Raw genomic sequence first — 24,116 nt, forward strand, 5'->3', positions numbered from 1 at the left:
TGTTCTAAATGTCCCGCCTGTCACATACAATGCAGTAACAATGCAAGTATGAGATATGGGGGATGTATAAATGAATCAATATTATAATCAACCTCAAGGCACGAAGTTGTCATCAGAAGCCGAGCATCATGTCACAATGCGCAACAGAAAGCATTTAGATATTACCGGGGTCAAACAAGTCGAGAGCTTTGATAATGAAGAATTTCTGCTTGAGACTGTCATGGGAGTCCTCGCCATTCGCGGAGAAAATCTGCAAATGAAAAACTTAGATGTAGAAAAGGGTGTTGTGTCCATTAAAGGGCGTGTCTTTGACTTAATCTATGTAGATGAGCAGCACGGGGAGAAAGCTAAAGGATTTTTTAGCAAGCTGTTTAAATGACACTGACGGTCCAGTTTTATACGATGCTTTCGATGGCGGCGATGGGCATCTGGCTGGGCGCATCGCTGGATACGTACAAGCTGTTTGTGAACCGGGAAAAAACAGCAAAATGGCTGCTGGCCATTCACGACCTCCTTTTTTGGGTGGTGCAGGGTCTCTTATTCTTTTATGTCCTGCTGCTGACCAATGAGGGAGAATTCAGGCTTTATATTTTTCTAGCTGTTGCTTTAGGTTTCTCGATGTACCAGGCATTGATGAAACAGCTGTATATGAACATCCTCAAGTTTGTGATGAGGTGTATTTATCAGACTGTTCTCGTCCTGAAAAGGCTGATCATGTCGATGGTTTTCCAGCCCATTCGCTGGATCGTTGGTTTGATCATAAGTGCTCTTCTGTTCTTGTTCCACTTGCTCTTACGCCTTGTTCGTTTTGCGTTTCGACTCGTGTGGAAGGTGCTGTATATTGTTTGTTATCCGCTTATTTGGTTACTCAATATAACCATTATTCATCGAATTCCCGAAAAATGGCGAACATCAATGAGGTTGTTTTTCTCAAAAGGAGCAGGAATTTTACAAGGGATCAAGAAAGTATCTCGTACCATGAAAACGAAATGGAAACAATTCTGGACAAAGTAAGAGAGGAGGCCTTCATCCTTGAACGAGAGAAAAAGAAATATCGCACAAATTCAAAATGATTATCAAAAACAAATGGAACAGCAAGCGCAGCGCCTAAAACGCAAACGCCGGGGACTCCTTAGAAGGCTTACCGTGTTTGGAGTCATTGTGCTCATGTTTGCTGTTTTGGTAACAAGTGCCCTCTGGTCGCAATCGTCTGCATTGAAAGAAAAAGAAGAGAAGAAGGTTGCGCTTGAAAAAGAATTGAAGCAATTACAAACAAAGCAGGAAGATATTTCTGATGAAATTAAAAAGCTGAAAAGCAAGGAATACGTACTCGAACTGGCACGACGGGACTATTATATGTCCAAAAAAGGCGAAAAAATCTTTGATGTGGGCAATAAGAGCGATTAGCCTTGTTGACACTTAAAATTCAGTTTATGTATAATTGAACAAATGAGATTTTTTTATAAGTCTAAGGAGGAGCACTTTTTTTATGTCGATTGAAGTTGGCAGCAAGTTACAAGGGAAAGTTACGGGCATTACAAATTTTGGAGCTTTTGTGGAGTTGCCAGGCGGTTCAACTGGTCTCGTTCATATCAGTGAGGTAGCCGATAACTATGTAAAAGATATTAATGAGCATTTAAAAGTCGGTGAACAAGTTGAAGTGAAAGTGATTAACGTTGAAAAAGACGGTAAAATCGGCTTGTCCATTAAAAAAGCAAAAGATCGTCCTCAACAACAATCAAGACCGAGCAGAAATGATTTCCGTCCGAAGGAATCGTTTGAGCAAAAAATGAACAAATTCTTAAAAGATAGTGAAGACCGCTTAACATCTTTAAAACGTAACACGGAATCAAAACGTGGGGGACGCGGAGCAAGAAGAGGTTAACTTGTTGCTGCTTTCTATATATCTTTCACAACAAAGTACCTGCTGTTTAGCGGGTGCTTTTTTTCAATACAAATTCAACGTTTTTTGTGATTTCGCCATTTAATTTAAAACTTTCTATTGACGGACAAGCGAATCCTTTGTATTATAGTTCTTGTGCTTCTTAGCGCATTTTATATTATGGCGGTGTAGCTCAGCTGGCTAGAGCGTACGGTTCATACCCGTGAGGTCGGGGGTTCGATCCCCTCCGCCGCTATCCTTTTAAAAAGAACGATAAGCAAGGCCCGTTGGTCAAGCGGTTAAGACACCGCCCTTTCACGGCGGTAACACGGGTTCGAATCCCGTACGGGTCATCTTCCAAACAGCTTTCTATAGGAAAGCTGTTTTTTTGTGCTTTCGTAAAATTCTGATGAAAGACATCGACTTTCAAGAAAGTATGCCTTTTTGGCAAATAAAGCGTCGAACGTTTTATGGAAACGACAACTTCTTTTGACAAAATTTCTTTTTCACCTTCGCTATAATGACAAGCAACGAATATCAGGTGGGGGATGAAAAGATGGAAAAACTAGAAAGAAGAACTGATTTAACGGGAGCCGGGTTTGAAAGAATCAGTGCAGGGTTAAAAAAGATGAAAAACCTGTTTCTTCATCATACGCATTCTCTTTTTTTCTATAAAGGGTTTATTTATGTTGTTCTGGGCTTTTTATTGGGACGAGCCTTTATCTTATCTGAAATTATGCCGTTTGCATTACCTTTCTTTGGGTCCATGCTGCTCATTAAAAGGGATAAAGCGATGCTTGCTTGTCTTGCTTTACTCGCTGGAGCGATGACGATATCACCTCAAAATGCATTATTCGTGTTTGCGTCATTGATCGTGTTCCTCCTCATGTCAAAGGTCGTTTCATTTATCATCAAAGACCCAGTGAAAACTTTACCGGTTGTGATTGTGCTCTCAATGCTGATAACCAGGGGAGCTTTTGTATACCTCGAGCAGGGTGCGGTTCAAAGCTATGACTATGTGATGGCAGGGGTTGAAGCTGGACTTGCCTTCATTTTGACACTGATTTTTCTTCAAAGTTTGCCGATTTTTACAGTCAGGAAAATCAAACACTCCTTAAAGGTTGAAGAAATTATTTGCTTTATGATATTAATTGCTTCAGTTTTAACAGGTCTGGCTGGGATCACATTTCAAGGAATGCAGGCAGAGCATATTTTGTCACGATATGTAGTGCTGAGCTTTGCCTTTATTGGAGGAGCGAGTATTGGTTGTACAGTGGGTGTTGTAACTGGATTAATTCTTGGTCTCGCCAACATCGGCAACCTTTATCAGATGAGTCTGCTTGCCTTTTCGGGCTTATTAGGCGGATTACTAAAAGAGGGGAAAAAAGCAGGAGCCGCCATCGGCTTGATTGTGGGTTCTTTACTAATCTCCCTCTACGGTGAAGGGTCAGCAGGGCTGATGACCACGCTATATGAATCACTCATCGCAGTTGCACTGTTTTTGCTCACGCCACAGTCAGTAACGTCCAAGGTGGCAAAATATATTCCTGGTACGGTAGAGCATGTACAGGAACAGCAGCAATATGCCAGAAAAGTACGAGACGTGACAGCAAAAAAGGTAGATCAATTCTCTAATGTATTTCATGCGCTGTCTGAGAGTTTTGCGACATTTTACGAATCCATTCCTGAGGAGAAGAAGCAGGAAGAGGATGTAGATCTTTTTTTAAGTACGATCACAGAACGTTCCTGTCAAACGTGCTATAAGAAAAATAAATGCTGGGTGCAGAACTTTGATACAACCTATGAACTCATGAAACAAGTTATGCATGAATCTGATGAAAAAACGTACGAGCATAACCGGAAGTTGAAAAAGAAATTCAGTCAGCACTGCTCAAAATCAAAGCATGTAGAAGAATTGATTGAAGAGGAGATAGCTTACTATAAAGCAAATCAGACCTTAAAGAAAAAGGTCCAAGACAGCAGGCGCCTTGTCGCCGAACAACTGATGGGTGTCTCACAAGTCATGGAGGATTTTTCCCGGGAAATAAAACGAGAAAGAGAGCAGCATTTTATTCAGGAAGAGCAGATGATAGAAGCACTTCAGAACTTTGGAATTGAAATTCAGCAAGTTGAAATTTATAGCTTAGAACAGGGAAATGTTGATATAGAGATGAGAATTCCCTATTGCCAAGGTCATGGGGAATGCGAAAAAATCATTGCTCCAATGCTCTCGGATATTTTAGAAGAACAAGTTTTAGTCAAAGCAGAGCAGTGTGCGGAGCATCCAACAGGTTATTGTCATGTTGTATTCGGTTCTGCAAAATCGTATCGAGTGTCTACAGGTGTAGCACATGCAGCGAAAGGCGGAGGATTAGTATCAGGAGACAGCTACAGCATGATGGAGCTGGGTGCAGGTAAATATGCCGCAGCTATTAGTGATGGGATGGGAAATGGAGCAAGAGCCCATTTTGAAAGCAACGAAACGATCAAGCTGTTAGAAAAAATCTTGGCGTCTGGTATTGATGAAAAAGTAGCGATTAAAACGATTAATAGCATTTTATCTTTACGGACAACAGATGAAGTCTATTCCACATTAGACTTATCCATCATTGATTTACAGGATGCGAGCTGTAAGTTCCTCAAGATTGGCTCCACCCCAAGTTTTATTAAACGTGGTGATCAAGTGATGAAGGTACAGGCCAGCAACTTGCCTATTGGCATTATTGATGAATTTGAAGTAGAAGTGGTGAGTGAACAGATGAAGGCAGGAGATCTCCTTATCATGATGAGCGACGGTATCTTTGAAGGACCAAAGCATATCGAAAATCATGATTTGTGGGTCAAACGAAAAATGAAGAGCTTTAAAACAGAAGATCCGCAAGAGATTGCTGATTTATTAATGGAGGAGGTCATTCGCACAAGAGCAGGTCAAATCGATGACGATATGACGGTTGTCGTTATTAGGCTCGACCACAATACACCAAAATGGGCATCCATTCCGACCGGTACATTCTATCTCCAGAAACAAGAGATTTCTTGAAATATCGTATAATATGAATTTCTTCTGGCGATGATGGGGATATAAGCATTCAGTTACAATCCCAGGAGGAATGAAGATGCGAAAAGGTCACGTAAACCAAATCTTACTGATTACAGATGGCTGCTCAAATCATGGGGAAGACCCACTTGCGATTGCCGCATTGGCAAAGGAGCAAGGAATCACAGTCAATGTCATTGGCATTATGGAAGAGAACAGACACGATCATGAAGCGATGAAAGAAGTAGAGGGGATTGCTCTAGCAGGCGGAGGCATTCATCAGGTTGTCTACGTTCAGCAATTGTCTCAAACCGTACAAATGGTTACAAAAAAGGCGATGACGCAAACGTTACAAGGTGTTGTGAATAAAGAATTGCAGCAAATTCTTGGCAAAGATACTGAAATTGAAGAACTTCCCCCAGATAAGCGTGGAGAAGTGATGGAGGTTGTGGACGAGCTCGGTGAAACGGTTCATCTTCAAGTGCTTGTGCTTGTGGATACGAGTGCAAGTATGAAACCGAAGTTGCCAACGGTCAAAGAAGCACTCATCGATCTCTCTATTAGTCTAAATTCGAGAATTGGTGAAAATCAGTTTGGGATGTGTATATTTCCCGGGAAAAACTCAGAAGCTGAAATTGTGTTGAATTGGACGCCTCGATTCGATTCACTATCATCTATTTTTCCGAAACTGACCACAGGAGGAATCACTCCAACTGGACCAGCGCTTCGAGAAGCACTCCAGCATTTCAAATCAGTTCGTTCACGAAAAGGGCTGCTTGAAGCGAAGGAAGAACATGATGAATTCGGCTTCTAACATCCCATTAGGTACAATGATAAAGGGAAAGTGGCATCACCAACATTACCGCATTGTAAAAGAGCTGGGAAAAGGGGCGAACGGTGTGGTTTATCTGGCCGAATCGCCAAAGGGACAAGTGGCCCTTAAAGTGAGTGATGACAGTATGCTCATTGCATCTGAAGTCAATGTATTAAAATCCTTTTCAAAGGCTCCTGTGAAAACCATGGGGCCTTCTTTTTATGATATGGATGATGCTCTTTATCCTGGAATGTCAGAGAAACGGTCGTTTTATGTCATGGAGTATGTCAGAGGTCCATTGCTGCTTGAATTTGTGAAGCAAAAAGGCGATGAATGGATCGTCGTTCTCATGATTCAACTGTTATCTAACCTTGCTCACTTACATAAGGAAGGTTGGATCTTCGGTGACTTGAAGCCTGATAATCTCATCGTTTCAGGCCCCCCAGCTACGATTCGATGTATTGATGTTGGAGGAACAACGAAGGCAGGAAGGGCGATTAAGGAATACACCGAGTTTTTTGACCGCGGCTACTGGGGCTTCGGTACAAGAAAAGCAGAACCTTCTTATGATCTATTTGCCTTAAGTATGGTCATGGTGAACTGTGCCTATAAAAAAGAATTTAAAAAAGGGGCAGAACCAGAAAAGCAGCTTGATCGAGCGATTGAAGGACATCCTTTATTAAAGCGATATGAGAGGGTGTTAAAAGCGGCTCTCCAAGGCAAATATCAATCAGCGGCAGACATGAAAAGCGCGATGTTGAAAGAAGGACAATTGCTTGCTTCAAGAAAATCACGACAAAAGAAGCCATCACAGCAAAATAGGCAAAAGCCAGCTGTTCCCCAACATCAACAGGCCGCACCTTCACGATCAAGAGCTGCTGCTGCGAAAAGAACATCAGTACGCAAAAAATCAGGCGGTCTTTTTGAAACCATTCTCATCTTATGCAGTGTGCTCGCTCTTTACTGTGCCTATGTGGTTTTATTCCTATTATAGAGCTGTAAAAGAGCAGGCTTCTTCTTTGCTTGGAGCTAATGAAAGTGATAGGATATGTATATCTTTAAATTACCTGCTCTTTGTGAGGAGGAAGTTGTGAATAGAATTGAATCTTTTTTGAAAAAACATGATGTTTTCCTTGAAAATACGACAGTCATTGTCGGGGTTTCTGGCGGACCAGATTCTATGCTCTTGCTGCATGAACTAAACAAACGTCGAAAAGGTTCCTTTCAGCTGATTGCAGCCCATGTAGATCACATGTTCAGAGGAGAAGAATCCTTTGCTGATTTGGCATTTGTTGAAGCGTACTGTAAAGAGCATGAGATCCTTTTTGAATCGGCTCGTATACAGGTCACCCAATATGCAAAAGAAAACCGCTTAAACAAACAGGCAGCTGCAAGAGAGTGCAGATATGCTTTCTTTCGTCAATTGATGGAACAGTACAACGCTCAATTTATAGCGCTTGCACATCATGGAGACGATCAAGTAGAAACAATGGTGATGAGGCTGACAAGAGGGACTGTTGGAATAGGACTCGCAGGTATGCAAACAAAGCGCCCTTTTCAAGAAGGGTGGCTGATTCGTCCGCTGATTGGATATTCTAAGGATGATGTACTCACTGCTTGCGAAAAAGAACAAGTTCCTTATGTCATTGATCAAAGCAATCACACCGATGACTACTTGAGAAACCGGATCAGAAGACACGTTCTTCCCGTGTTAAAAGAAGAGGCACCTCATGTGCATGAAAGCTTTCAGTTTGTAAGTGACATGCTGACTGAGGATGAGCAGTACTTGCAGGCATTAACAAAGGATCAAATGCATCAAGTCATTACGAATCAAACGCCTAAGCAAATTGAGATCAAAACGAAGCCTTTGCTTGACCTGCCTTTGCCTTTACAAAGAAGAGGCATTCAACTAATATTAAACTATCTTTATGAAAACACTCAATCAGCGTTTTCAAACCAGCATATTCTAGGGACTTTGGACTGGTTATCTCATACTGATCAACCGTCTGGATCATTAGATTTGCCAAAAGGTTTACAAGCTGTCAAATCTTATGATCACTGTATGTTTACCTTTGAACGATCGCTTGTCATAGATCAGTCATATACTCATCATTTAAAAGGTGAGCTTGGCGAGGAACTTTTTCTCCCGAATGGACAGTCTATCTTGGTATCAAATCATGTTCCGAAGGATGCACGGAACGGAAACCATTTTTTCTTGCTTCAAAAAGATCATGTTCGTCTTCCTTTGATCATTCGCTCACGAAAAAACGGTGATCGAATCAAACTTAAAGGGATGAATGGATCAAAAAAGGTGAAAGATATATTTATTGATAAAAAAGTGCCTCTTGCAGAAAGAGACAGCTGGCCGATCGTCACTGACTCGGATCATCAAATCATCTGGATCCCAGGTCTGAAAAAATCCGTTTTTGAAGAAATTGATATGACAAACAGCGATCTCATTGTATTACAATATAGACAGCACGAAAATTTGTAGGGGGCAAGCAAAAGCATGAAACAAGATATTGAAAAGATTTTGATCTCAGAAGAAGAGATCCAGCTAAAAGTGAAGGAACTGGGTGCAACATTAACCAGCGATTATGATGGTAAATTTCCCCTGGCTATTGGTGTTTTGAAAGGGGCTCTTCCATTCATGGCAGACCTGATCAAACACATTGATACATATTTAGAGCTTGATTTTATGGATGTATCTAGCTACGGAAAGTCTACCGTATCTTCTGGAGAAGTGAAGATCATCAAAGATCTAGATACTTCTGTTGAAGGAAGAGATATTCTAATTATGGAAGATATCATCGACAGTGGGTTAACTTTGAGTTATCTGGTAGAGCTTTTCCGATACCGTAAAGCAAACTCCATTAAAATTGTGACATTGCTTGATAAACCAAGCGGCCGCAAAGCAGACATCAAAGCAGATTATGTTGGGTTTGAAGTACCAGATGCATTTGTTGTTGGCTATGGATTGGATTTTGCCGAACGTTACCGAAACCTCCCGTATATTGGAGTGTTAAAACCATCTGTTTACGAAGGCTAATGAGCACACGTTTACATGAGGTTATTGGTTGTGTTGGAATGATTTTCTATGATACTATTGAACATAGTTGTGCTTACTGTGGGAGGAGGTAAGGAATGAATCGGGTTTTTCGTAATACGATTTTTTATATACTTATTTTATTACTTGTGATAGGGGTTGTCAGTTGGTTAGGATCCCCTAATCAAAAGCCTGAGAACATGTCTTACAGCAAATTTTCGCAAAATTTAAGTGCGGGAAAAGTGGAGAGTATCTCCATACAGCCTGTAAGAGGGGTTTATGAAATTCGTGGTCAATTAGATGGCGCGAAGAAAGATGAATACTTCATTACCCACGTTCCAGACGGTCAAGGAGTTGACCAAATTTACAGTGCACTGAAGAATACAGATGTAAAAGTAGAACCAGCACCTGAAACAAATGGATGGCTGCAAGTTCTGACAACCATCATTCCATTCATCATCATCTTTATCCTGTTCTTCTTCTTATTGAACCAAGCTCAAGGCGGTGGAAGCCGTGTCATGAACTTTGGTAAGAGTAAGGCAAAGCTTTACACAGAAGAGAAGAAACGTGTGAAATTTAAAGATGTTGCCGGTGCGGATGAAGAAAAACAAGAGCTCGTAGAAGTGGTTGAATTCTTAAAAGATCCACGTAAATTTGCGGAGCTTGGCGCAAGAATCCCTAAAGGGGTTTTACTAGTAGGACCTCCAGGTACAGGTAAAACATTGCTTGCGAGAGCATCTGCAGGAGAAGCAGGCGTTCCTTTCTTCAGCATCAGTGGTTCTGACTTCGTCGAGATGTTCGTCGGTGTCGGTGCATCACGTGTACGTGATTTGTTTGAAAATGCGAAAAAGAATGCACCTTGCTTAATCTTTATTGATGAGATTGATGCAGTGGGTCGTCAGCGTGGAGCAGGTCTTGGCGGTGGTCATGATGAGCGTGAACAAACGCTTAACCAGCTTCTTGTTGAAATGGATGGTTTTAGTGCCAACGAAGGGATTATTATCATTGCTGCAACGAACCGTGCAGATATCCTAGATCCTGCATTGCTACGTCCGGGACGTTTTGACCGTCAAATTACGGTTGACCGCCCAGATGTCATTGGTCGTGAAGAAGTACTGAAGGTTCATGCGAAAAACAAACCGCTTGATGATACAGTCAACTTGAAAGCCATTGCAAGCAGAACACCAGGGTTCTCTGGGGCAGATCTTGAGAACTTACTAAACGAAGCAGCACTTGTTGCTGCCCGTCAAAACAAAAAGAAAATTGATATGCGTGATATCGACGAAGCGACTGACCGTGTCATTGCTGGACCGGCTAAGAAAAGCCGTGTCATTTCGAAGAAAGAACGTAATATCGTGGCGTACCATGAAGCAGGTCATACCGTCATTGGGCTTATCCTAGACGAAGCGGATATGGTGCATAAAGTAACGATCGTTCCTCGTGGTCAGGCAGGCGGATATGCGGTCATGCTTCCAAGAGAAGACCGTTATTTCCAAACGAAGCCAGAGCTTCTTGATAAAATCGTCGGCTTGCTCGGCGGCCGTGTTGCAGAGGAAATTACGTTTGGTGAAGTAAGTACAGGCGCACACAACGACTTCCAGCGTGCAACAGGTATTGCAAGAAGAATGGTGACAGAATTCGGTATGTCTGATAAACTTGGTCCACTTCAATTCGGTCAAGCACAAGGAGGTCAAGTATTCCTTGGCCGTGATTTCAACAACGAGCCGAATTATAGTGAAGCGATCGCTTATGAAATTGACCAAGAAGTTCAGCGCTTCATCAAAGAAAGCTACGAACGTGCGAAACAAATTCTCACTGAGAATAAAGATAAGCTAGAAATCATCGCACAAGCTCTTCTAGAAGTGGAAACATTAGATGCTGAACAAATTAAATCTCTTTACGAAACTGGAAAGCTTCCAGAGCGTGTATACGCAGATGACGAAGAGAAAAACGATGATGTGAAAGTGAACATCAAGAAAAAAGAAGAAGACGAGGAGATCTAATCTCCTTCTATAAAAAGCTGTCGGGCTCACCGGCAGCTTTTTTTTATTTCGATTCATGAATGGATCGGTTTCGAATTGTTTACAAATGGAACTCAATTCGTGTATGGTATGATAGAAAGTCGAAAAATGCTCTTTTTGAGACACTATTCAAAGTGGTGATGAAGTTGTTACTCGTGATAGATGTAGGAAACACAAATACCGTTTTAGGTGTTTATCATAATGGTGATTTGAACTACCATTGGCGGATTGAAACAAGCCGTCATAAAACAGAAGATGAATTTGGTATGGCAATACGATCCTTATTTGACTATGTAGGGCTGATGTTTGACCAGATAGAAGGGATTATCATTTCTTCTGTTGTCCCGCCAATGATGTTTGCTCTGGAAAGAATGTGCGAAAAGTATTTTCACATTACTCCTCAAATCGTTGGGCCTGGCATGAAGACTGGATTAAACATTATGTGTGATAATCCAAAGGAAGTCGGTGCTGATCGAATTGTGAACGCAGTGGCGGCCATTCACCTGTATGGGGCGCCTCTCATTGTGGTAGACTTTGGAACAGCCACAACCTACTGCTATATCAATGAACAAAAACAATACATGGGTGGGGCGATTGCACCGGGTATTACCATCTCAACAGAGGCTTTATATACAAGAGCGGCAAAACTGCCGAGAATTGAAATTGTCCGTCCAGATCACATTGTTGGAAAAAATACCATCAGTGCGATGCAATCCGGCATCCTTTATGGATATGTTGGTCAAGTCGAGGGCATAGTGAAACGGATGAAGCAGCAAGCCAAACAAACACCGAAAGTCATTGCAACAGGCGGTTTGTCTACATTGATTGGAAATGAATCAGACTGTATTGATATTGTCGATCCGTTCCTCACATTAAAAGGACTTCAATTAATTTATGAACGCAATCGTGTCGGTGTATTATAGGAGGGTTTAATCAAAATGGATTATTTAGTTAAAGCGTTAGCATATGACGGGAAAGTCCGTGCGTATGCTGCGAACACAACAGATACAATCAACGAAGCGCAGAGAAGACACCATACGTGGCCAACTGCTTCAGCTGCAATCGGCAGAACAATGACAGCGACTGTCATGATGGGAGCCATGCTGAAAGGCGAGAATAAATTAACTGTCAAAATTGAAGGCGGTGGGCCGATCGGAGCCATCATTGCAGATGGAAACGCAAAAGGTCAGGTGCGCGGATATGTCTCAAACCCACAAGTTCACTTTGATTTAAATGAACATGGGAAGCTGGACGTTAGACGTGCTGTTGGAACATCTGGAACGTTAAGTGTTGTCAAAGATATCGGACTGAAAGACCACTTTACAGGGCAAACGGAAATTGTCTCAGGTGAAATTGGAGATGACTTTACTTATTACCTGGTCTCCTCTGAACAAGTGCCATCCTCTGTAGGTGTGGGTGTTCTTGTCAATCCAGACAACTCGATCCTTGCAGCAGGCGGTTTCATCATTCAATTGCTGCCTGGAACAGAAGATGCAGTCATCGAAAGACTCGAAAAGAGATTATCAACCATTGAACCGATCTCTAAACTGATTGAAAAAGGGATGACTCCTGAAGAAATTTTAGAAGAAGTGCTCGGTGAAAAACCTCAAATCTTAGAAACTGTACCTGTCGAATTTTCTTGTAACTGCTCAAAAGAACGGTTTGCCAACGGTATTATCAGCCTAGGGAAAGCCGAAATTGAGGATATGATTGAACAAGACGGACAAGCAGAAGCTCAATGCCATTTTTGTAACGAAACGTATGTATTTACAAAAGAAGAGCTAGAAGAGCTACGTGAAGAAATAACCCGCTAAGCTCTAAGCAGCGGGTTTTCTTTTTAGAATGGAAAGGAGACGAAAGATGAGACTGAAAGCAAGAGTGGTATGGACATTTATCCTCGTTCTGCTCATGATTAATGCCGTTGTCATTGCATATGTATTAACAAAGTCACAAATGTCGCAGGCTTCTTCAAATGGGAAGAGCGGTGAAGAAATTGCTTCTATTGGGAAAGAGAAAGTCACACGTCAAGAATGGTTAAAGAAAATGGAAGACCGCTACGGAAAGGCAACACTTGAACAAATGATTAATCAGAAGGTAGTCAATCAGCTTGCGAAAGAAAACAAGCTGGAGGTATCTTCAAAGGAGATCAATCGTGAGCTGCTGATGCTGAAAGCGGTATCTAATAATTTCTACGAAGACGGTCATACAAGTGAAAAGGAATGGAAAGAGCAGATTCGTTATCAAATTTTATTAGAACAGCTTCTAACGAGAGATGCGGTCGTTTCTGAAAAAGAAGCCAAATCCTTTTATGAAAAAAACAAAGACTTGTATCAATATGATGACTCATACCGAATTCGCCACATTGTTGTGAAAACAAAAGACGAGGCACAAAGTGTATTAAAAGATTTAAAGGGCGGATCTAGTTTCGAAGCTGTAGCAGCTGAGCGATCCACCGATCGATATACCTCTCCTTACGGCGGAGATCTTGGATTTGTCACAGAAGAGCAAGAAAGCATTCCAGCCCTATACATACAAGAAGCCCAAAAGCTTCAGCCAGATGAATGGACGAAAGAGCCGATCGAGATCAAAAACGGTTATGCCATCATACAATTAAAAGAAAAATTAAATGGCCGCTCCTTCTCTTATGAAGAAGTCAAAGATCAGATCAAAAGGCAGATCGCCATGGAAGATCTGGGTGAAAAGGCGAATGTCAAAACCCTGTGGAAAGAAGCAAAAGTCACATGGTTTTACGATGGAGAGCAGGACTAAAAGCATTGACAAAATTTTTCGAAATTGATAATTTAATATTAATACAATAAAATTACTCGGAGATAGAGGTGTTAGTGATGGCTCGTATTGCAAATTCAGTTTTTGAACTAATAGGAAATACACCAGTCGTTAAATTAAACCGTTTAGTAGATGAAGACAGTGCGGATGTCTACTTGAAACTTGAATATATGAACCCAGGCAGCAGTGTAAAAGATCGTATTGCGTTAGCGATGATCGAAGATGCTGAAGCAAAAGGTACATTAAAAGCTGGTGACACACTCATTGAGCCTACAAGTGGAAACACAGGAATCGGTCTTGCGATGGTCGCAGCTGCAAAAGGAATCAATGCGATTTTAGTTATGCCGGATACAATGAGTCAGGAGCGCCGCAACCTTTTACGCGCTTACGGTGCAGAGCTTGTATTAACACCGGGTGCAGAAGGAATGAAAGGTGCCATCAAAAAAGCAGAAGAATTAGCAGAAGAGCACGGATACTTCATGCCTCAGCAGTTCAGCAATGAAGCCAATGCTGAGATTCACCGCCGCACAACAGGGAAAGAGATTCTTGAACAGTTTGACGGCGACCTTGATGCATTTATTGCAGGAGTTGGTACGGGTGGTACGATTACAGGTGCTGGTGAAGTCCTGAAAGAAGCCATTCCATCTATTCAGCTTTATGCGGTAGAACCAACAGATTCTCCTGTACTATCAGGCGGTAAACCAGGTCCGCATAAAATTCAAGGCATCGGAGCAGGCTTTGTTCCATCTATCTTGAACACAGAAGTATATGACGGCATTATCCAAGTGAAAAACGAAGATGCATTTGAACTTGCAAGAAAGGCAGCGAAAGAAGAAGGAATCCTTGGTGGTATATCTTCAGGAGCAGCCATTTATGCAGCGCTACAAACAGCGAAGAAGCTTGGTAAAGGGAAAAAGGTTCTAGCGATTATTCCAAGTAACGGTGAACGTTACCTTAGTACGCCGCTTTATCAATTTGATTAAACAATACACCCCAGCATTTGCTGGGGTTTTTTTATGAATTCTGAAGATGGAAAGCAAATACTATTTTCTAATTAAAATGGATTGCATTACAATAAGATTAATGAAAATGAAAAAGGATGATAACATGACACAACGTAGGCCGATGGGCATCAAAATTCCTTTTACGAAAGATGCATTCTTGAAACGATACGAACAATTAACGGCTCATGAATCACATCACGTCCTTCTTGAAAGTGCACGTGGCGGAGAATACAGTATTGCTGGCATTCATCCGATCGCTAAAGCGAAAGGGAAGGACGGGATGACCACCATCCATTATCAGAATGAGGTGTTGTTCAAAGAGGGAGATCCTTTTAGGGCATTTGCTGATTGGTTTCAAACCCTACAAACCGAAACGAACGACGAATACCCTGACTTCCAAGGTGGAGCGATTGGATTTTTAAGCTATGATTACGCAAGATATATCGAGCATTTTAAAATGCTGTCCATCGATGATTTGAAGACGCCTGATTTGTATTTCCTCGTATTCAATGATGTCGCTGTCTTTGATCATAATAAAGACGTCCTCTGGCTGATGACTCATACAGAAGGAGACGAACCTGTCAGTGAAGTTCATCAAAGACTCGAAGAATTAAAGCACAGCTGGACAAGCACATCAGAAGAATCAGCACATTCACCTGTCAATGTGTCTTCTTCGGAATGTGTACCTGCTGCACCTTTTACTGAAGAAGCTTTCGGGGAAGCTGTAGAAACGATTAAACAATATATCGCCAGCGGTGACGTGTTCCAAGTGAACCTATCGATTAGACAAGATGAACAGCTTCATACCCACCCATATCATTTATACAAAACATTACGTCACGTGAATCCATCTCCATATATGTCATATCTGCACACGCCAGATTTCCAAATTGTCTGTGGATCTCCAGAACTGCTTATTAAGAAAAAAGGCATTCAGCTCGAAACAAGACCGATCGCTGGCACAAGATCAAGAGGCAAGGATGATGCGGAAGATCAAGCGCTGGCAAAAGAACTCATTGAAGATGAAAAAGAACGCGCAGAACATGTGATGCTCGTTGATCTTGAGCGGAATGATCTTGGACGAGTGTCTACTTATGGCTCAGTCAAGGTGAACGAGTTTATGGCCATTGAGAAATATTCACACGTGATGCACATTGTATCAAATGTCCAAGGGGAGCTGCGTGATGATTGTGATGCAGTAGATGTCATGAGAGCTGTGTTCCCAGGCGGCACAATTACAGGTGCGCCAAAAGTGAGAACAATGGAAATCATAGAAGAGCTTGAGCCGACAAGGCGTGGGCTTTATACTGGATCTATAGGCTGGTTTGGATTCAATCAAGATATGCATTTTAATATCGTCATTCGCACGGCTTATTGTACAGGGGGCAGAGCCTTCATGCAGTCAGGTGCAGGCATTGTCATCGATTCTGTACCAAAGCACGAATACAAAGAATCGATTAAAAAAGCCTATGCAGTGAAAAAAGCATTACAGTTGAGCAAAGAAGAGACTATTTTGAGTTAGAGGTGAGCAGAGTATGATATTAATGATTGATAATTACGATTCATTTACGTACAACCTGGTTCAGTATTTAGGTGAGCTTGGGGAAGAACTGATTGTAAAACGAAACGATCAAGTCACTATTCAAGAAATCGAAGAGCTCAAGCCAGACTTTCTGATGATTTCTCCAGGACCTTGCAGTCCGGATGAAGCAGGAATTAGTATGGAAGCGATCAAACATTTTGCTGGGAAGATTCCGATCTTCGGTGTCTGTCTAGGTCATCAATCCATTGCACAAGTATTTGGTGGAGATGTCATTCGTGCGGAGCGGTTAATGCATGGGAAAACATCAGAGATTGAACATGACGGCAAAGGTGTCTTCACGGGACTCCAAAATCCGCTCGTCGCAACGAGATATCATTCATTAATTGTTAAAGACGAGACGCTACCGGAGTGCTTTGTCAGAACAGCGAGCACAAAGGAAGGCGAACTCATGGCCATTCGCCATAAAGAACTTCCGATTGAAAGTGTTCAATTCCATCCAGAATCGATTATGACGTCCTTCGGTAAAGAAATGCTCAGAAATTTCATTGAAACCTATCGTAAAAAGGGGAATGAAGTAAACGCATGATCATTTACCTGAACGGTCAGTATATAGAGGAGAAAGACGCGACTCTTTCTCCTTTTGATCATGGTTTTCTATATGGCATCGGTGTATTCGAAACATTTACCTCTCTAGCAGGACAAGTCTTCTTGTTAGACTGGCATCTTGAAAGGCTCAATCAATCATTGCGTGACCTTTGCATCGAATCCACAATAGAGAAACCATTTGTACTCGACATCATTCAAACATTATTCAATCAAAACCAAATAACGGACGGTCATGCGAGGATCCGCTTCAATGTTTCTGCGGGCAGAGGCAATGGATTTTCTGCAGACCCTTATGAGGAGCCTGTTGTTTTTGTGATGATCTCCCCATTCCGGCCAGAATCAATAGTAGATGAAAAACAGGGAATCATTCTTGATACAAGAAGAAACACACCGGAAGGTCCAAGACGGCTCAAGTCGCATCATTACATGAACAACCTGCTGGCGAAAAGAGAAGTAGGGAACGATCCGTCTGTAGAAGGGATCTTTTTAACAAAAGAAGACGATGTGGCAGAAGGAATTACGTCAAATCTATTTTGGCGAAAAAAAGATGTGATCTATACACCTTCACTTGATACCGGCATTTTAAACGGGGTTACCCGTCGATATTGTATCGAAACGCTGCAAGCTTCGGGGATTCCACTAATAGAAGGAAGATATCCACTCTCACACTTGCTCTCAGCTGATGAGGCGTGGATGACCAATTCGGTTCAGGGAATTGTGCCTTTTAAAAATATCGGAGACACCGTCCTGCAAAACCACAACCGAACGATTTCGACCAAGCTGAGAACAGAATATACAAAAGAACGTCTAGAACATAAAGAGTAGGTGGACACAATGACACAACAATTGATAAAACAGCCTAAAATCATACAAGCCAAGCACCATACCCTTAGTTATGAAGAGAAGACATTGGTTATGGGCATTTTAAATGTCACACCGGACTCTTTTTCAGATGGAGGAAAATTCAATCAAATTGATAAAGCGCTGGCTCATGCAACGCAGCTCATAGAAGATGGGGCGCATATTATTGATATTGGCGGTGAATCGACTCGGCCGGGGGCGGCACTTGTCTCAGAGCAAGAGGAGCTTTCAAGGGTCATTCCTGTCATTGAGAAGATCACAAAAGAATTGGACATACCTATTTCTATTGATACGTATAAAGCCCATGTCGCAGATGAGGCAGTGAAAGCGGGAGCCTCAATCATTAATGATGTATGGGGGGCGAAAGCTGATCCTCAAATGGCGCATGTGGCAGCGAAGCACAACGTGCCAATCATCTTAATGCACAATCGACCAGAGCGGAATTACACCCATCTGATTTCAGATATGATTGCAGATCTGAAAGAAAGTGTTCAAATTGTAAAACAAGCGGGTGTCCGTGATGACATGATTATATTAGACCCTGGTGTAGGATTTGCGAAAAATAAAACTGACAACCTCATGGTCATGAATGAACTTGAACATTTTTGCCACCTAGGGTATCCGCTGCTTCTAGCAACATCCCGCAAACGATTCATCGGTGCAGTTTTAGACCTGCCGCCTGAAGAACGTACTGAAGGAACGGGTGCAACGGTCTGTCTTGGGATTCAAAAGGGCAGCGCGATGGTCCGAGTGCACGATGTAAAAGAAATCGCAAGAATGGCAAAAATGATGGATGCCATGCTGAATAAAGGAGGCGCTTATCATCGATAAAGTATATGTAAACGGAATGGAATTTTACGGCTATCACGGTGTATTTGCAGAAGAGAATAAACTAGGCCAGCGCTTTCGTGTGGACCTAACAGCTTCACTTGATTTAAGTAAGGCAGGACAAACGGATGACCTAAATGAGACCATCAACTATGCTGAGCTCTACAACATCTGCAAAAATATTGTAGAAGGGGACCCAGTGAACCTCGTTGAAACGCTGACAGAAAGAATTGCAAACCAAGTGTTAAAGGACTTTCCGACAGTTCAAGAATGTACAGTAAAAGTAATCAAACCAGATCCGCCAATTCCAGGACACTATCAGTCCGTTGCCATTGAAATGACGAGATCACGCGCATGAACAATACAGCATATATCGCTTTAGGCTCAAACATAGGAAAAAAGGAAACCTACTTAAAAGAAGCTGTCAAAAAACTTCACGAACATCCAGGTGTTCAAGTTGAATCCATTTCATCTATATATGAGACAACACCTGTAGGCTACGAGAATCAGGATGACTTCTTGAACATGGCTGTGAAGATTTCCACCTCGCTTCGTCCCGAAGAACTTCTATCACTGACTCAGAACATTGAGCAGGAGTTAGGCAGAACAAGAGAAGTGAGGTGGGGTCCACGGACAGCTGACCTTGACATTTTACTTTATAATCGTGAAAATATTGAAACAGAACAACTTGTAGTGCCGCATCCTAGAATGTACGAACGTTTATTCGTTCTTGTTCCGATGAGTGAGATTTGCCCAGAAATCGGCGAAGCCCAGATAAACGCCGTAACAGACCAAGAAGGTGTAAGCATATGGAAAAAGACATGTGGGGTAGAAGAATTCGTGCATACCGAAAGCTAAAAGGGTATACTCAGGAAGGGTTCGCCAAAAGACTGGGCATCTCTGTCTCTGTCTTAGGGGAAATTGAGCGAGGCAATCGATTACCAACAAACCAAATGGTTGGTCAAATAGCAGATGCTTTAAATATAACGGTGGAAGAACTTTCACCAATTCTTGAAGAAGAAAGGAGGGGACATGATGTTTAAAATCGGAGATATCGAAATTAAAAACAAAGTAGTGCTCGCACCAATGGCTGGTGTGTGTAACTCTGCTTTCAGACTCACTGTGAAAGAGTTTGGAGCGGGCTTAGTCTGCGCTGAAATGGTCAGTGACAAAGCGATCTTGATTAATAATGCCAGAACGATGGGCATGCTGTACATTGATGAGCGTGAAAAACCGTTGAGCCTTCAGATATTTGGGGGAGAAAAGGACACGCTCGTAGAAGCGGCCAAGTTTGTAGACCAGAATACAACGGCGGACATTATTGATATTAATATGGGATGTCCTGTACCAAAGATCACGAAATGTGACGCAGGAGCGAAATGGCTGCTGGATCCAAACAAGATTTACGAAATGGTATCCGCAGTCGTAGAAGCTGTAGATAAACCTGTTACTGTGAAAATGAGAATGGGCTGGGACGAAGAACATATCTTCGCTATCGACAATGCCCGTGCTGTTGAACGAGCAGGTGGACAAGCGGTTGCGCTTCACGGACGGACACGTGTGCAGATGTACGAAGGAACAGCGAATTGGGATATTATAAAAGAGGTCAAACAATCTGTTTCCATTCCAGTCATCGGCAATGGAGATGTCAAAACCCCTCAAGATGCAAAACGTATGCTTGATGAAACGGGTGCAGATGCTGTCATGATCGGAAGAGCCGCACTAGGAAACCCGTGGATGATTTACCGGACGGTTCATTATTTAGAAACGGGTGAACTAAAAGAAGAGCCTAATGTGCGTGAGAAAATGTCTGTGTGCAAACTTCACTTAGACAGACTCATAGACCTGAAAGGTGAGCATGTGGCTGTCAGAGAAATGAGAAAACATGCAGCATGGTACTTAAAAGGTGTCCGAGGCAATGCAGATGTAAGAAACCAAATCAATCAAAGTGAAACGAGAGCGGAGCTTGTAAAAGTTCTAGATGACTTTACGATCGAAGCCGAGGCAAAAGAGCTTCAAAGAATAAAAGTAGGATAAGACTATCTTTCTTTTTGTAGCTCACTGCTAGTGCACGTACTGGCAGTTTTTCTGCTTTTCTCTGCAAAATACATTATTGGAGTGATATAAATGAGTAATGAAGGGCTTAATAACGAAGAATTAAATGATCAATTCCAAGTAAGACGTGACAAAATGAATAAAATGAGAGAAGAGGGTATCGATCCATTCGGTGAACGATATGACCGTTCTCATCAATCCGCACAAATTATTGCTGAATATGACGAGTTTTCAAAAGAAGACTTAGAAGAAAAAGCAGCTCAAGTAACAATTGCTGGCCGTATGATGACAAAACGCGGAAAAGGGAAAGCTGGCTTTGCGCACATTCAAGACTTAGAAGGACAAATTCAAATCTATGTACGTAAAGATAGTGTAGGAGAAGAAGCTTACGAATTATTCAAAAGCTCGGACCTAGGCGATATTATCGGTGTGACTGGAACCGTATTTAAAACGAATGTAGGAGAACTTTCAATTAAAGCGACTAGCTTTGAGGTTCTTACAAAAGCACTTCGCCCGCTCCCTGATAAATATCACGGACTAAAAGATGTAGAACAACGCTATCGTCAGCGTTACCTTGACCTGATTGTCAATCCAGAAAGTAAGCAGACGTTCATCATGCGAAGCAAAATCATTCAATCAATGAGAAGATACTTAGATTCAAAAGGATACCTAGAAGTTGAAACACCAACAATGCATAGCATCCCTGGTGGTGCATCAGCTCGTCCTTTCATTACTCATCACAATGCACTTGATATGCCACTTTATATGCGTATTGCGATCGAGCTGCATTTAAAACGTCTAATTGTCGGTGGTCTAGAGAAAGTATACGAGATTGGTCGCGTATTCCGTAATGAAGGAGTCTCAACTCGTCATAACCCGGAATTTACTATGATTGAGCTGTATGAAGCATATGCAGACTATAAAGACATCATGAACCTAACGGAAAACTTGATTGCTCATATTGCCCAAGAGGTGCTGGGAACAACAACAATTCAATATGGAGAAGATCAAATTGATCTAAAACCTGAATGGAAGAGACTCCATATGGTTGAAGCAGTCAAAGAAGCAACAGGTGTAGACTTCTGGCAGGAGATGTCTGTAGAAGAAGCAAAACAGCATGCTGCTGATCACGATGTTGAAATCACAAAAAACATGACAGTAGGTCATATTATCAATGAGTTCTTCGAGCAAAAAGTAGAAGAAACACTGGTTCAGCCTACTTTTATTTACGGGCACCCAGTTGAGATTTCTCCATTAGCTAAGAAAAATCCTGAAGACCCGCGCTTCACGGACCGCTTTGAGCTATTCATCGTGCGTCGCGAGCATGCAAATGCATTCACCGAGCTGAATGATCCAATCGACCAAAGAGAACGTTTTGAAGCTCAATTAAAAGAACGTGAAGAAGGAAATGACGAAGCGCATCTCATGGATGACGATTTTGTTGAAGCATTAGAATATGGCATGCCGCCAACAGGCGGACTAGGAATCGGTATCGACCGATTAATCATGCTGCTAACAAATTCTCCATCAATCAGAGATGTACTGCTTTTCCCGCAAATGAGAAACCGTTAATATATCAACAAAAGCGCCATTTGATCTGTGGCGCTTTTTATTTTTCATAAAATGAACTTTTTTCAAAAAAACTATTGCAAGAAAAGAATCCAGATGGTATATTATTATTCGTTGCCGCAAAACAGCAACGAGGTTGAAAAAAGAAAATGAAAAAAGTTCTTGACTTCAACCAAAGCGAAATGTTAAGATATTAAAGTCGCTTACGAGCGATAACGAAGATGATCTTTGAAAACTAAACAAGACAAAACGTACCTGTTAATTCGAGTTTTTATAAAAAATCCTATGATACATCATAGGTAGTCAGTCAAACGCTGACGAAAAACAAAACTTCGGTTTTGTACTTTTTCGGAGAGTTTGATCCTGGCTCAGGACGAACGCTGGCGGCGTGCCTAATACATGCAAGTCGAGCGGACAGAAGGGAGCTTGCTCCCGGATGTTAGCGGCGGACGGGTGAGTAACACGTGGGTAACCTGCCTGTAAGACTGGGATAACTCCGGGAAACCGGAGCTAATACCGGATAGTTCCTTGAACCGCATGGTTCAAGGATGAAAGACGGTTTCGGCTGTCACTTACAGATGGACCCGCGGCGCATTAGCTAGTTGGTGAGGTAACGGCTCACCAAGGCGACGATGCGTAGCCGACCTGAGAGGGTGATCGGCCACACTGGGACTGAGACACGGCCCAGACTCCTACGGGAGGCAGCAGTAGGGAATCTTCCGCAATGGACGAAAGTCTGACGGAGCAACGCCGCGTGAGTGATGAAGGTTTTCGGATCGTAAAGCTCTGTTGTTAGGGAAGAACAAGTGCAAGAGTAACTGCTTGCACCTTGACGGTACCTAACCAGAAAGCCACGGCTAACTACGTGCCAGCAGCCGCGGTAATACGTAGGTGGCAAGCGTTGTCCGGAATTATTGGGCGTAAAGGGCTCGCAGGCGGTTTCTTAAGTCTGATGTGAAAGCCCCCGGCTCAACCGGGGAGGGTCATTGGAAACTGGGAAACTTGAGTGCAGAAGAGGAGAGTGGAATTCCACGTGTAGCGGTGAAATGCGTAGAGATGTGGAGGAACACCAGTGGCGAAGGCGACTCTCTGGTCTGTAACTGACGCTGAGGAGCGAAAGCGTGGGGAGCGAACAGGATTAGATACCCTGGTAGTCCACGCCGTAAACGATGAGTGCTAAGTGTTAGGGGGTTTCCGCCCCTTAGTGCTGCAGCTAACGCATTAAGCACTCCGCCTGGGGAGTACGGTCGCAAGACTGAAACTCAAAGGAATTGACGGGGGCCCGCACAAGCGGTGGAGCATGTGGTTTAATTCGAAGCAACGCGAAGAACCTTACCAGGTCTTGACATCCTCTGACAACCCTAGAGATAGGGCTTTCCCTTCGGGGACAGAGTGACAGGTGGTGCATGGTTGTCGTCAGCTCGTGTCGTGAGATGTTGGGTTAAGTCCCGCAACGAGCGCAACCCTTGATCTTAGTTGCCAGCATTCAGTTGGGCACTCTAAGGTGACTGCCGGTGACAAACCGGAGGAAGGTGGGGATGACGTCAAATCATCATGCCCCTTATGACCTGGGCTACACACGTGCTACAATGGACAGAACAAAGGGCTGCGAGACCGCAAGGTTTAGCCAATCCCACAAATCTGTTCTCAGTTCGGATCGCAGTCTGCAACTCGACTGCGTGAAGCTGGAATCGCTAGTAATCGCGGATCAGCATGCCGCGGTGAATACGTTCCCGGGCCTTGTACACACCGCCCGTCACACCACGAGAGTTTGCAACACCCGAAGTCGGTGAGGTAACCTTTATGGAGCCAGCCGCCGAAGGTGGGGCAGATGATTGGGGTGAAGTCGTAACAAGGTAGCCGTATCGGAAGGTGCGGCTGGATCACCTCCTTTCTAAGGATATATGGAGCAGTGTGCGTTTTCGTCTTGTTTAGTTTTGAAGGATCATTCCTTCAAACATGTCTCTAGCGAGACAGGATTGTTCTTTGAAAACTAGATAACAATAAGTAATACATTCACATTGAATGCAATGCAAAGTTCATCACACATAGTGATTCTTTCT

Annotated in this window: 22 protein-coding genes, 2 tRNA genes, 1 rRNA gene and 1 pseudogene; all 26 read left to right on the forward strand. The window is 42.7% G+C overall.

Going from position 1 to position 24,116, the window contains the following annotated elements:
- Window positions 1-70 precede the first annotated feature (70 nt).
- The 26 genes and pseudogenes from yabP to NSQ64_RS00545 all read left to right on the forward strand — a co-directional run bounded on the left by yabP (window position 71) and on the right by NSQ64_RS00545 (window position 23,947).
- Window positions 71-379, forward strand: coding sequence for a sporulation protein YabP (gene yabP, locus NSQ64_RS00420; protein ID WP_007496190.1), 309 nt, complete (start codon window positions 71-73; stop codon window positions 377-379).
- Window positions 376-1,014: a spore cortex biosynthesis protein YabQ gene (gene yabQ / locus NSQ64_RS00425; protein WP_341014541.1), complete on the forward strand. Its 639-nt coding sequence runs from the start codon at window positions 376-378 to the stop codon at window positions 1,012-1,014. Before yabP ends, yabQ begins: the two co-directional genes overlap by 4 nt.
- Before the next feature lie 18 nt (window positions 1,015-1,032).
- Window positions 1,033-1,407, forward strand: coding sequence for an FtsB family cell division protein (locus tag NSQ64_RS00430; protein ID WP_007496186.1), 375 nt, complete (start codon window positions 1,033-1,035; stop codon window positions 1,405-1,407).
- Between the two features lie 82 nt (window positions 1,408-1,489).
- On the forward strand, window positions 1,490-1,885 hold the full coding sequence (locus tag NSQ64_RS00435; RefSeq protein ID WP_008357409.1) for a S1 domain-containing RNA-binding protein: 396 nt from the start codon (window positions 1,490-1,492) through the stop codon (window positions 1,883-1,885).
- 179 nt (window positions 1,886-2,064) lie between these two features.
- A tRNA-Met gene (locus NSQ64_RS00440) sits at window positions 2,065-2,138 on the forward strand.
- 25 nt (window positions 2,139-2,163) lie between these two features.
- A tRNA-Glu gene (locus NSQ64_RS00445) sits at window positions 2,164-2,235 on the forward strand.
- A 203-nt stretch (window positions 2,236-2,438) separates the two neighbouring features.
- On the forward strand, window positions 2,439-4,922 hold the full coding sequence (spoIIE, locus tag NSQ64_RS00450; protein WP_035391551.1) for a stage II sporulation protein E: 2,484 nt from the start codon (window positions 2,439-2,441) through the stop codon (window positions 4,920-4,922).
- Window positions 4,923-4,998: 76 nt separating this feature from the next.
- Window positions 4,999-5,733: a vWA domain-containing protein gene (locus NSQ64_RS00455; protein ID WP_341014547.1), complete on the forward strand. Its 735-nt coding sequence runs from the start codon at window positions 4,999-5,001 to the stop codon at window positions 5,731-5,733.
- Window positions 5,717-6,727 (forward strand): protein kinase domain-containing protein, encoded by a 1,011-nt coding sequence (locus NSQ64_RS00460; protein WP_341014550.1) that lies wholly within the window; start codon window positions 5,717-5,719, stop codon window positions 6,725-6,727. The genes NSQ64_RS00455 and NSQ64_RS00460 overlap by 17 nt, the downstream gene beginning before the upstream one ends.
- Before the next feature lie 96 nt (window positions 6,728-6,823).
- Window positions 6,824-8,246, forward strand: a pseudogene (tilS, locus tag NSQ64_RS00465) (tRNA lysidine(34) synthetase TilS).
- Window positions 8,243-8,782 carry a hypoxanthine phosphoribosyltransferase gene (gene hpt / locus NSQ64_RS00470; RefSeq protein WP_007496175.1) on the forward strand — a complete coding sequence of 180 codons (540 nt, stop codon included), beginning with the start codon at window positions 8,243-8,245 and terminating at the stop codon, window positions 8,780-8,782. The pseudogene tilS and the gene hpt overlap by 4 nt, the downstream one beginning before the upstream one ends.
- 95 nt (window positions 8,783-8,877) lie before the next feature.
- Window positions 8,878-10,782: an ATP-dependent zinc metalloprotease FtsH gene (gene ftsH, locus NSQ64_RS00475; protein ID WP_024719367.1), complete on the forward strand. Its 1,905-nt coding sequence runs from the start codon at window positions 8,878-8,880 to the stop codon at window positions 10,780-10,782.
- Window positions 10,783-10,946: 164 nt separating this feature from the next.
- Window positions 10,947-11,723: a type III pantothenate kinase gene (locus NSQ64_RS00480; RefSeq protein ID WP_008341820.1), complete on the forward strand. Its 777-nt coding sequence runs from the start codon at window positions 10,947-10,949 to the stop codon at window positions 11,721-11,723.
- Between the two features lie 15 nt (window positions 11,724-11,738).
- Window positions 11,739-12,614 carry an Hsp33 family molecular chaperone HslO gene (gene hslO, locus NSQ64_RS00485; RefSeq protein WP_007496169.1) on the forward strand — a complete coding sequence of 292 codons (876 nt, stop codon included), beginning with the start codon at window positions 11,739-11,741 and terminating at the stop codon, window positions 12,612-12,614.
- A gap of 52 nt (window positions 12,615-12,666) precedes the next feature.
- A complete protein-coding gene (locus NSQ64_RS00490; RefSeq protein ID WP_025206605.1) occupies window positions 12,667-13,569 on the forward strand; it encodes a peptidyl-prolyl cis-trans isomerase in 903 nt (300 codons plus the stop codon).
- A gap of 77 nt (window positions 13,570-13,646) precedes the next feature.
- Window positions 13,647-14,570 (forward strand): cysteine synthase A, encoded by a 924-nt coding sequence (cysK, locus tag NSQ64_RS00495; protein WP_008341814.1) that lies wholly within the window; start codon window positions 13,647-13,649, stop codon window positions 14,568-14,570.
- A gap of 124 nt (window positions 14,571-14,694) precedes the next feature.
- The gene (locus tag NSQ64_RS00500) at window positions 14,695-16,113 is read left to right on the forward strand and encodes an anthranilate synthase component I family protein (RefSeq protein ID WP_024719369.1); all 1,419 of its coding nucleotides are present in this window, start codon (window positions 14,695-14,697) and stop codon (window positions 16,111-16,113) included.
- A 13-nt stretch (window positions 16,114-16,126) separates the two neighbouring features.
- On the forward strand, window positions 16,127-16,720 hold the full coding sequence (pabA, locus tag NSQ64_RS00505) for an aminodeoxychorismate/anthranilate synthase component II (RefSeq protein ID WP_008341810.1): 594 nt from the start codon (window positions 16,127-16,129) through the stop codon (window positions 16,718-16,720).
- On the forward strand, window positions 16,717-17,565 hold the full coding sequence (gene pabC, locus NSQ64_RS00510; protein WP_125590996.1) for an aminodeoxychorismate lyase: 849 nt from the start codon (window positions 16,717-16,719) through the stop codon (window positions 17,563-17,565). The genes pabA and pabC overlap by 4 nt, the downstream gene beginning before the upstream one ends.
- Before the next feature lie 9 nt (window positions 17,566-17,574).
- Window positions 17,575-18,432 carry a dihydropteroate synthase gene (folP, locus tag NSQ64_RS00515; RefSeq protein ID WP_024719371.1) on the forward strand — a complete coding sequence of 286 codons (858 nt, stop codon included), beginning with the start codon at window positions 17,575-17,577 and terminating at the stop codon, window positions 18,430-18,432.
- Window positions 18,425-18,787 carry a dihydroneopterin aldolase gene (gene folB, locus NSQ64_RS00520; RefSeq protein WP_024719372.1) on the forward strand — a complete coding sequence of 121 codons (363 nt, stop codon included), beginning with the start codon at window positions 18,425-18,427 and terminating at the stop codon, window positions 18,785-18,787. The genes folP and folB overlap by 8 nt, the downstream gene beginning before the upstream one ends.
- Window positions 18,784-19,287 (forward strand): 2-amino-4-hydroxy-6-hydroxymethyldihydropteridine diphosphokinase, encoded by a 504-nt coding sequence (folK, locus tag NSQ64_RS00525; protein WP_007496156.1) that lies wholly within the window; start codon window positions 18,784-18,786, stop codon window positions 19,285-19,287. Before folB ends, folK begins: the two co-directional genes overlap by 4 nt.
- A complete protein-coding gene (locus NSQ64_RS00530; protein ID WP_008341798.1) occupies window positions 19,239-19,472 on the forward strand; it encodes a helix-turn-helix domain-containing protein in 234 nt (77 codons plus the stop codon). Before folK ends, NSQ64_RS00530 begins: the two co-directional genes overlap by 49 nt.
- On the forward strand, window positions 19,465-20,466 hold the full coding sequence (gene dusB, locus NSQ64_RS00535; RefSeq protein WP_341014560.1) for a tRNA dihydrouridine synthase DusB: 1,002 nt from the start codon (window positions 19,465-19,467) through the stop codon (window positions 20,464-20,466). Before NSQ64_RS00530 ends, dusB begins: the two co-directional genes overlap by 8 nt.
- Window positions 20,467-20,556: 90 nt before the next feature.
- Window positions 20,557-22,056 carry a lysine--tRNA ligase gene (lysS, locus tag NSQ64_RS00540; protein WP_024719373.1) on the forward strand — a complete coding sequence of 500 codons (1,500 nt, stop codon included), beginning with the start codon at window positions 20,557-20,559 and terminating at the stop codon, window positions 22,054-22,056.
- Between the two features lie 342 nt (window positions 22,057-22,398).
- Window positions 22,399-23,947: ribosomal RNA gene (locus NSQ64_RS00545) — 16S ribosomal RNA — on the forward strand.
- Window positions 23,948-24,116 lie beyond the last annotated feature (169 nt).

The organism is Bacillus sp. FSL W8-0183 (assembly GCF_038006825.1).
Classification (GTDB): domain Bacteria; phylum Bacillota; class Bacilli; order Bacillales; family Bacillaceae; genus Bacillus; species Bacillus altitudinis.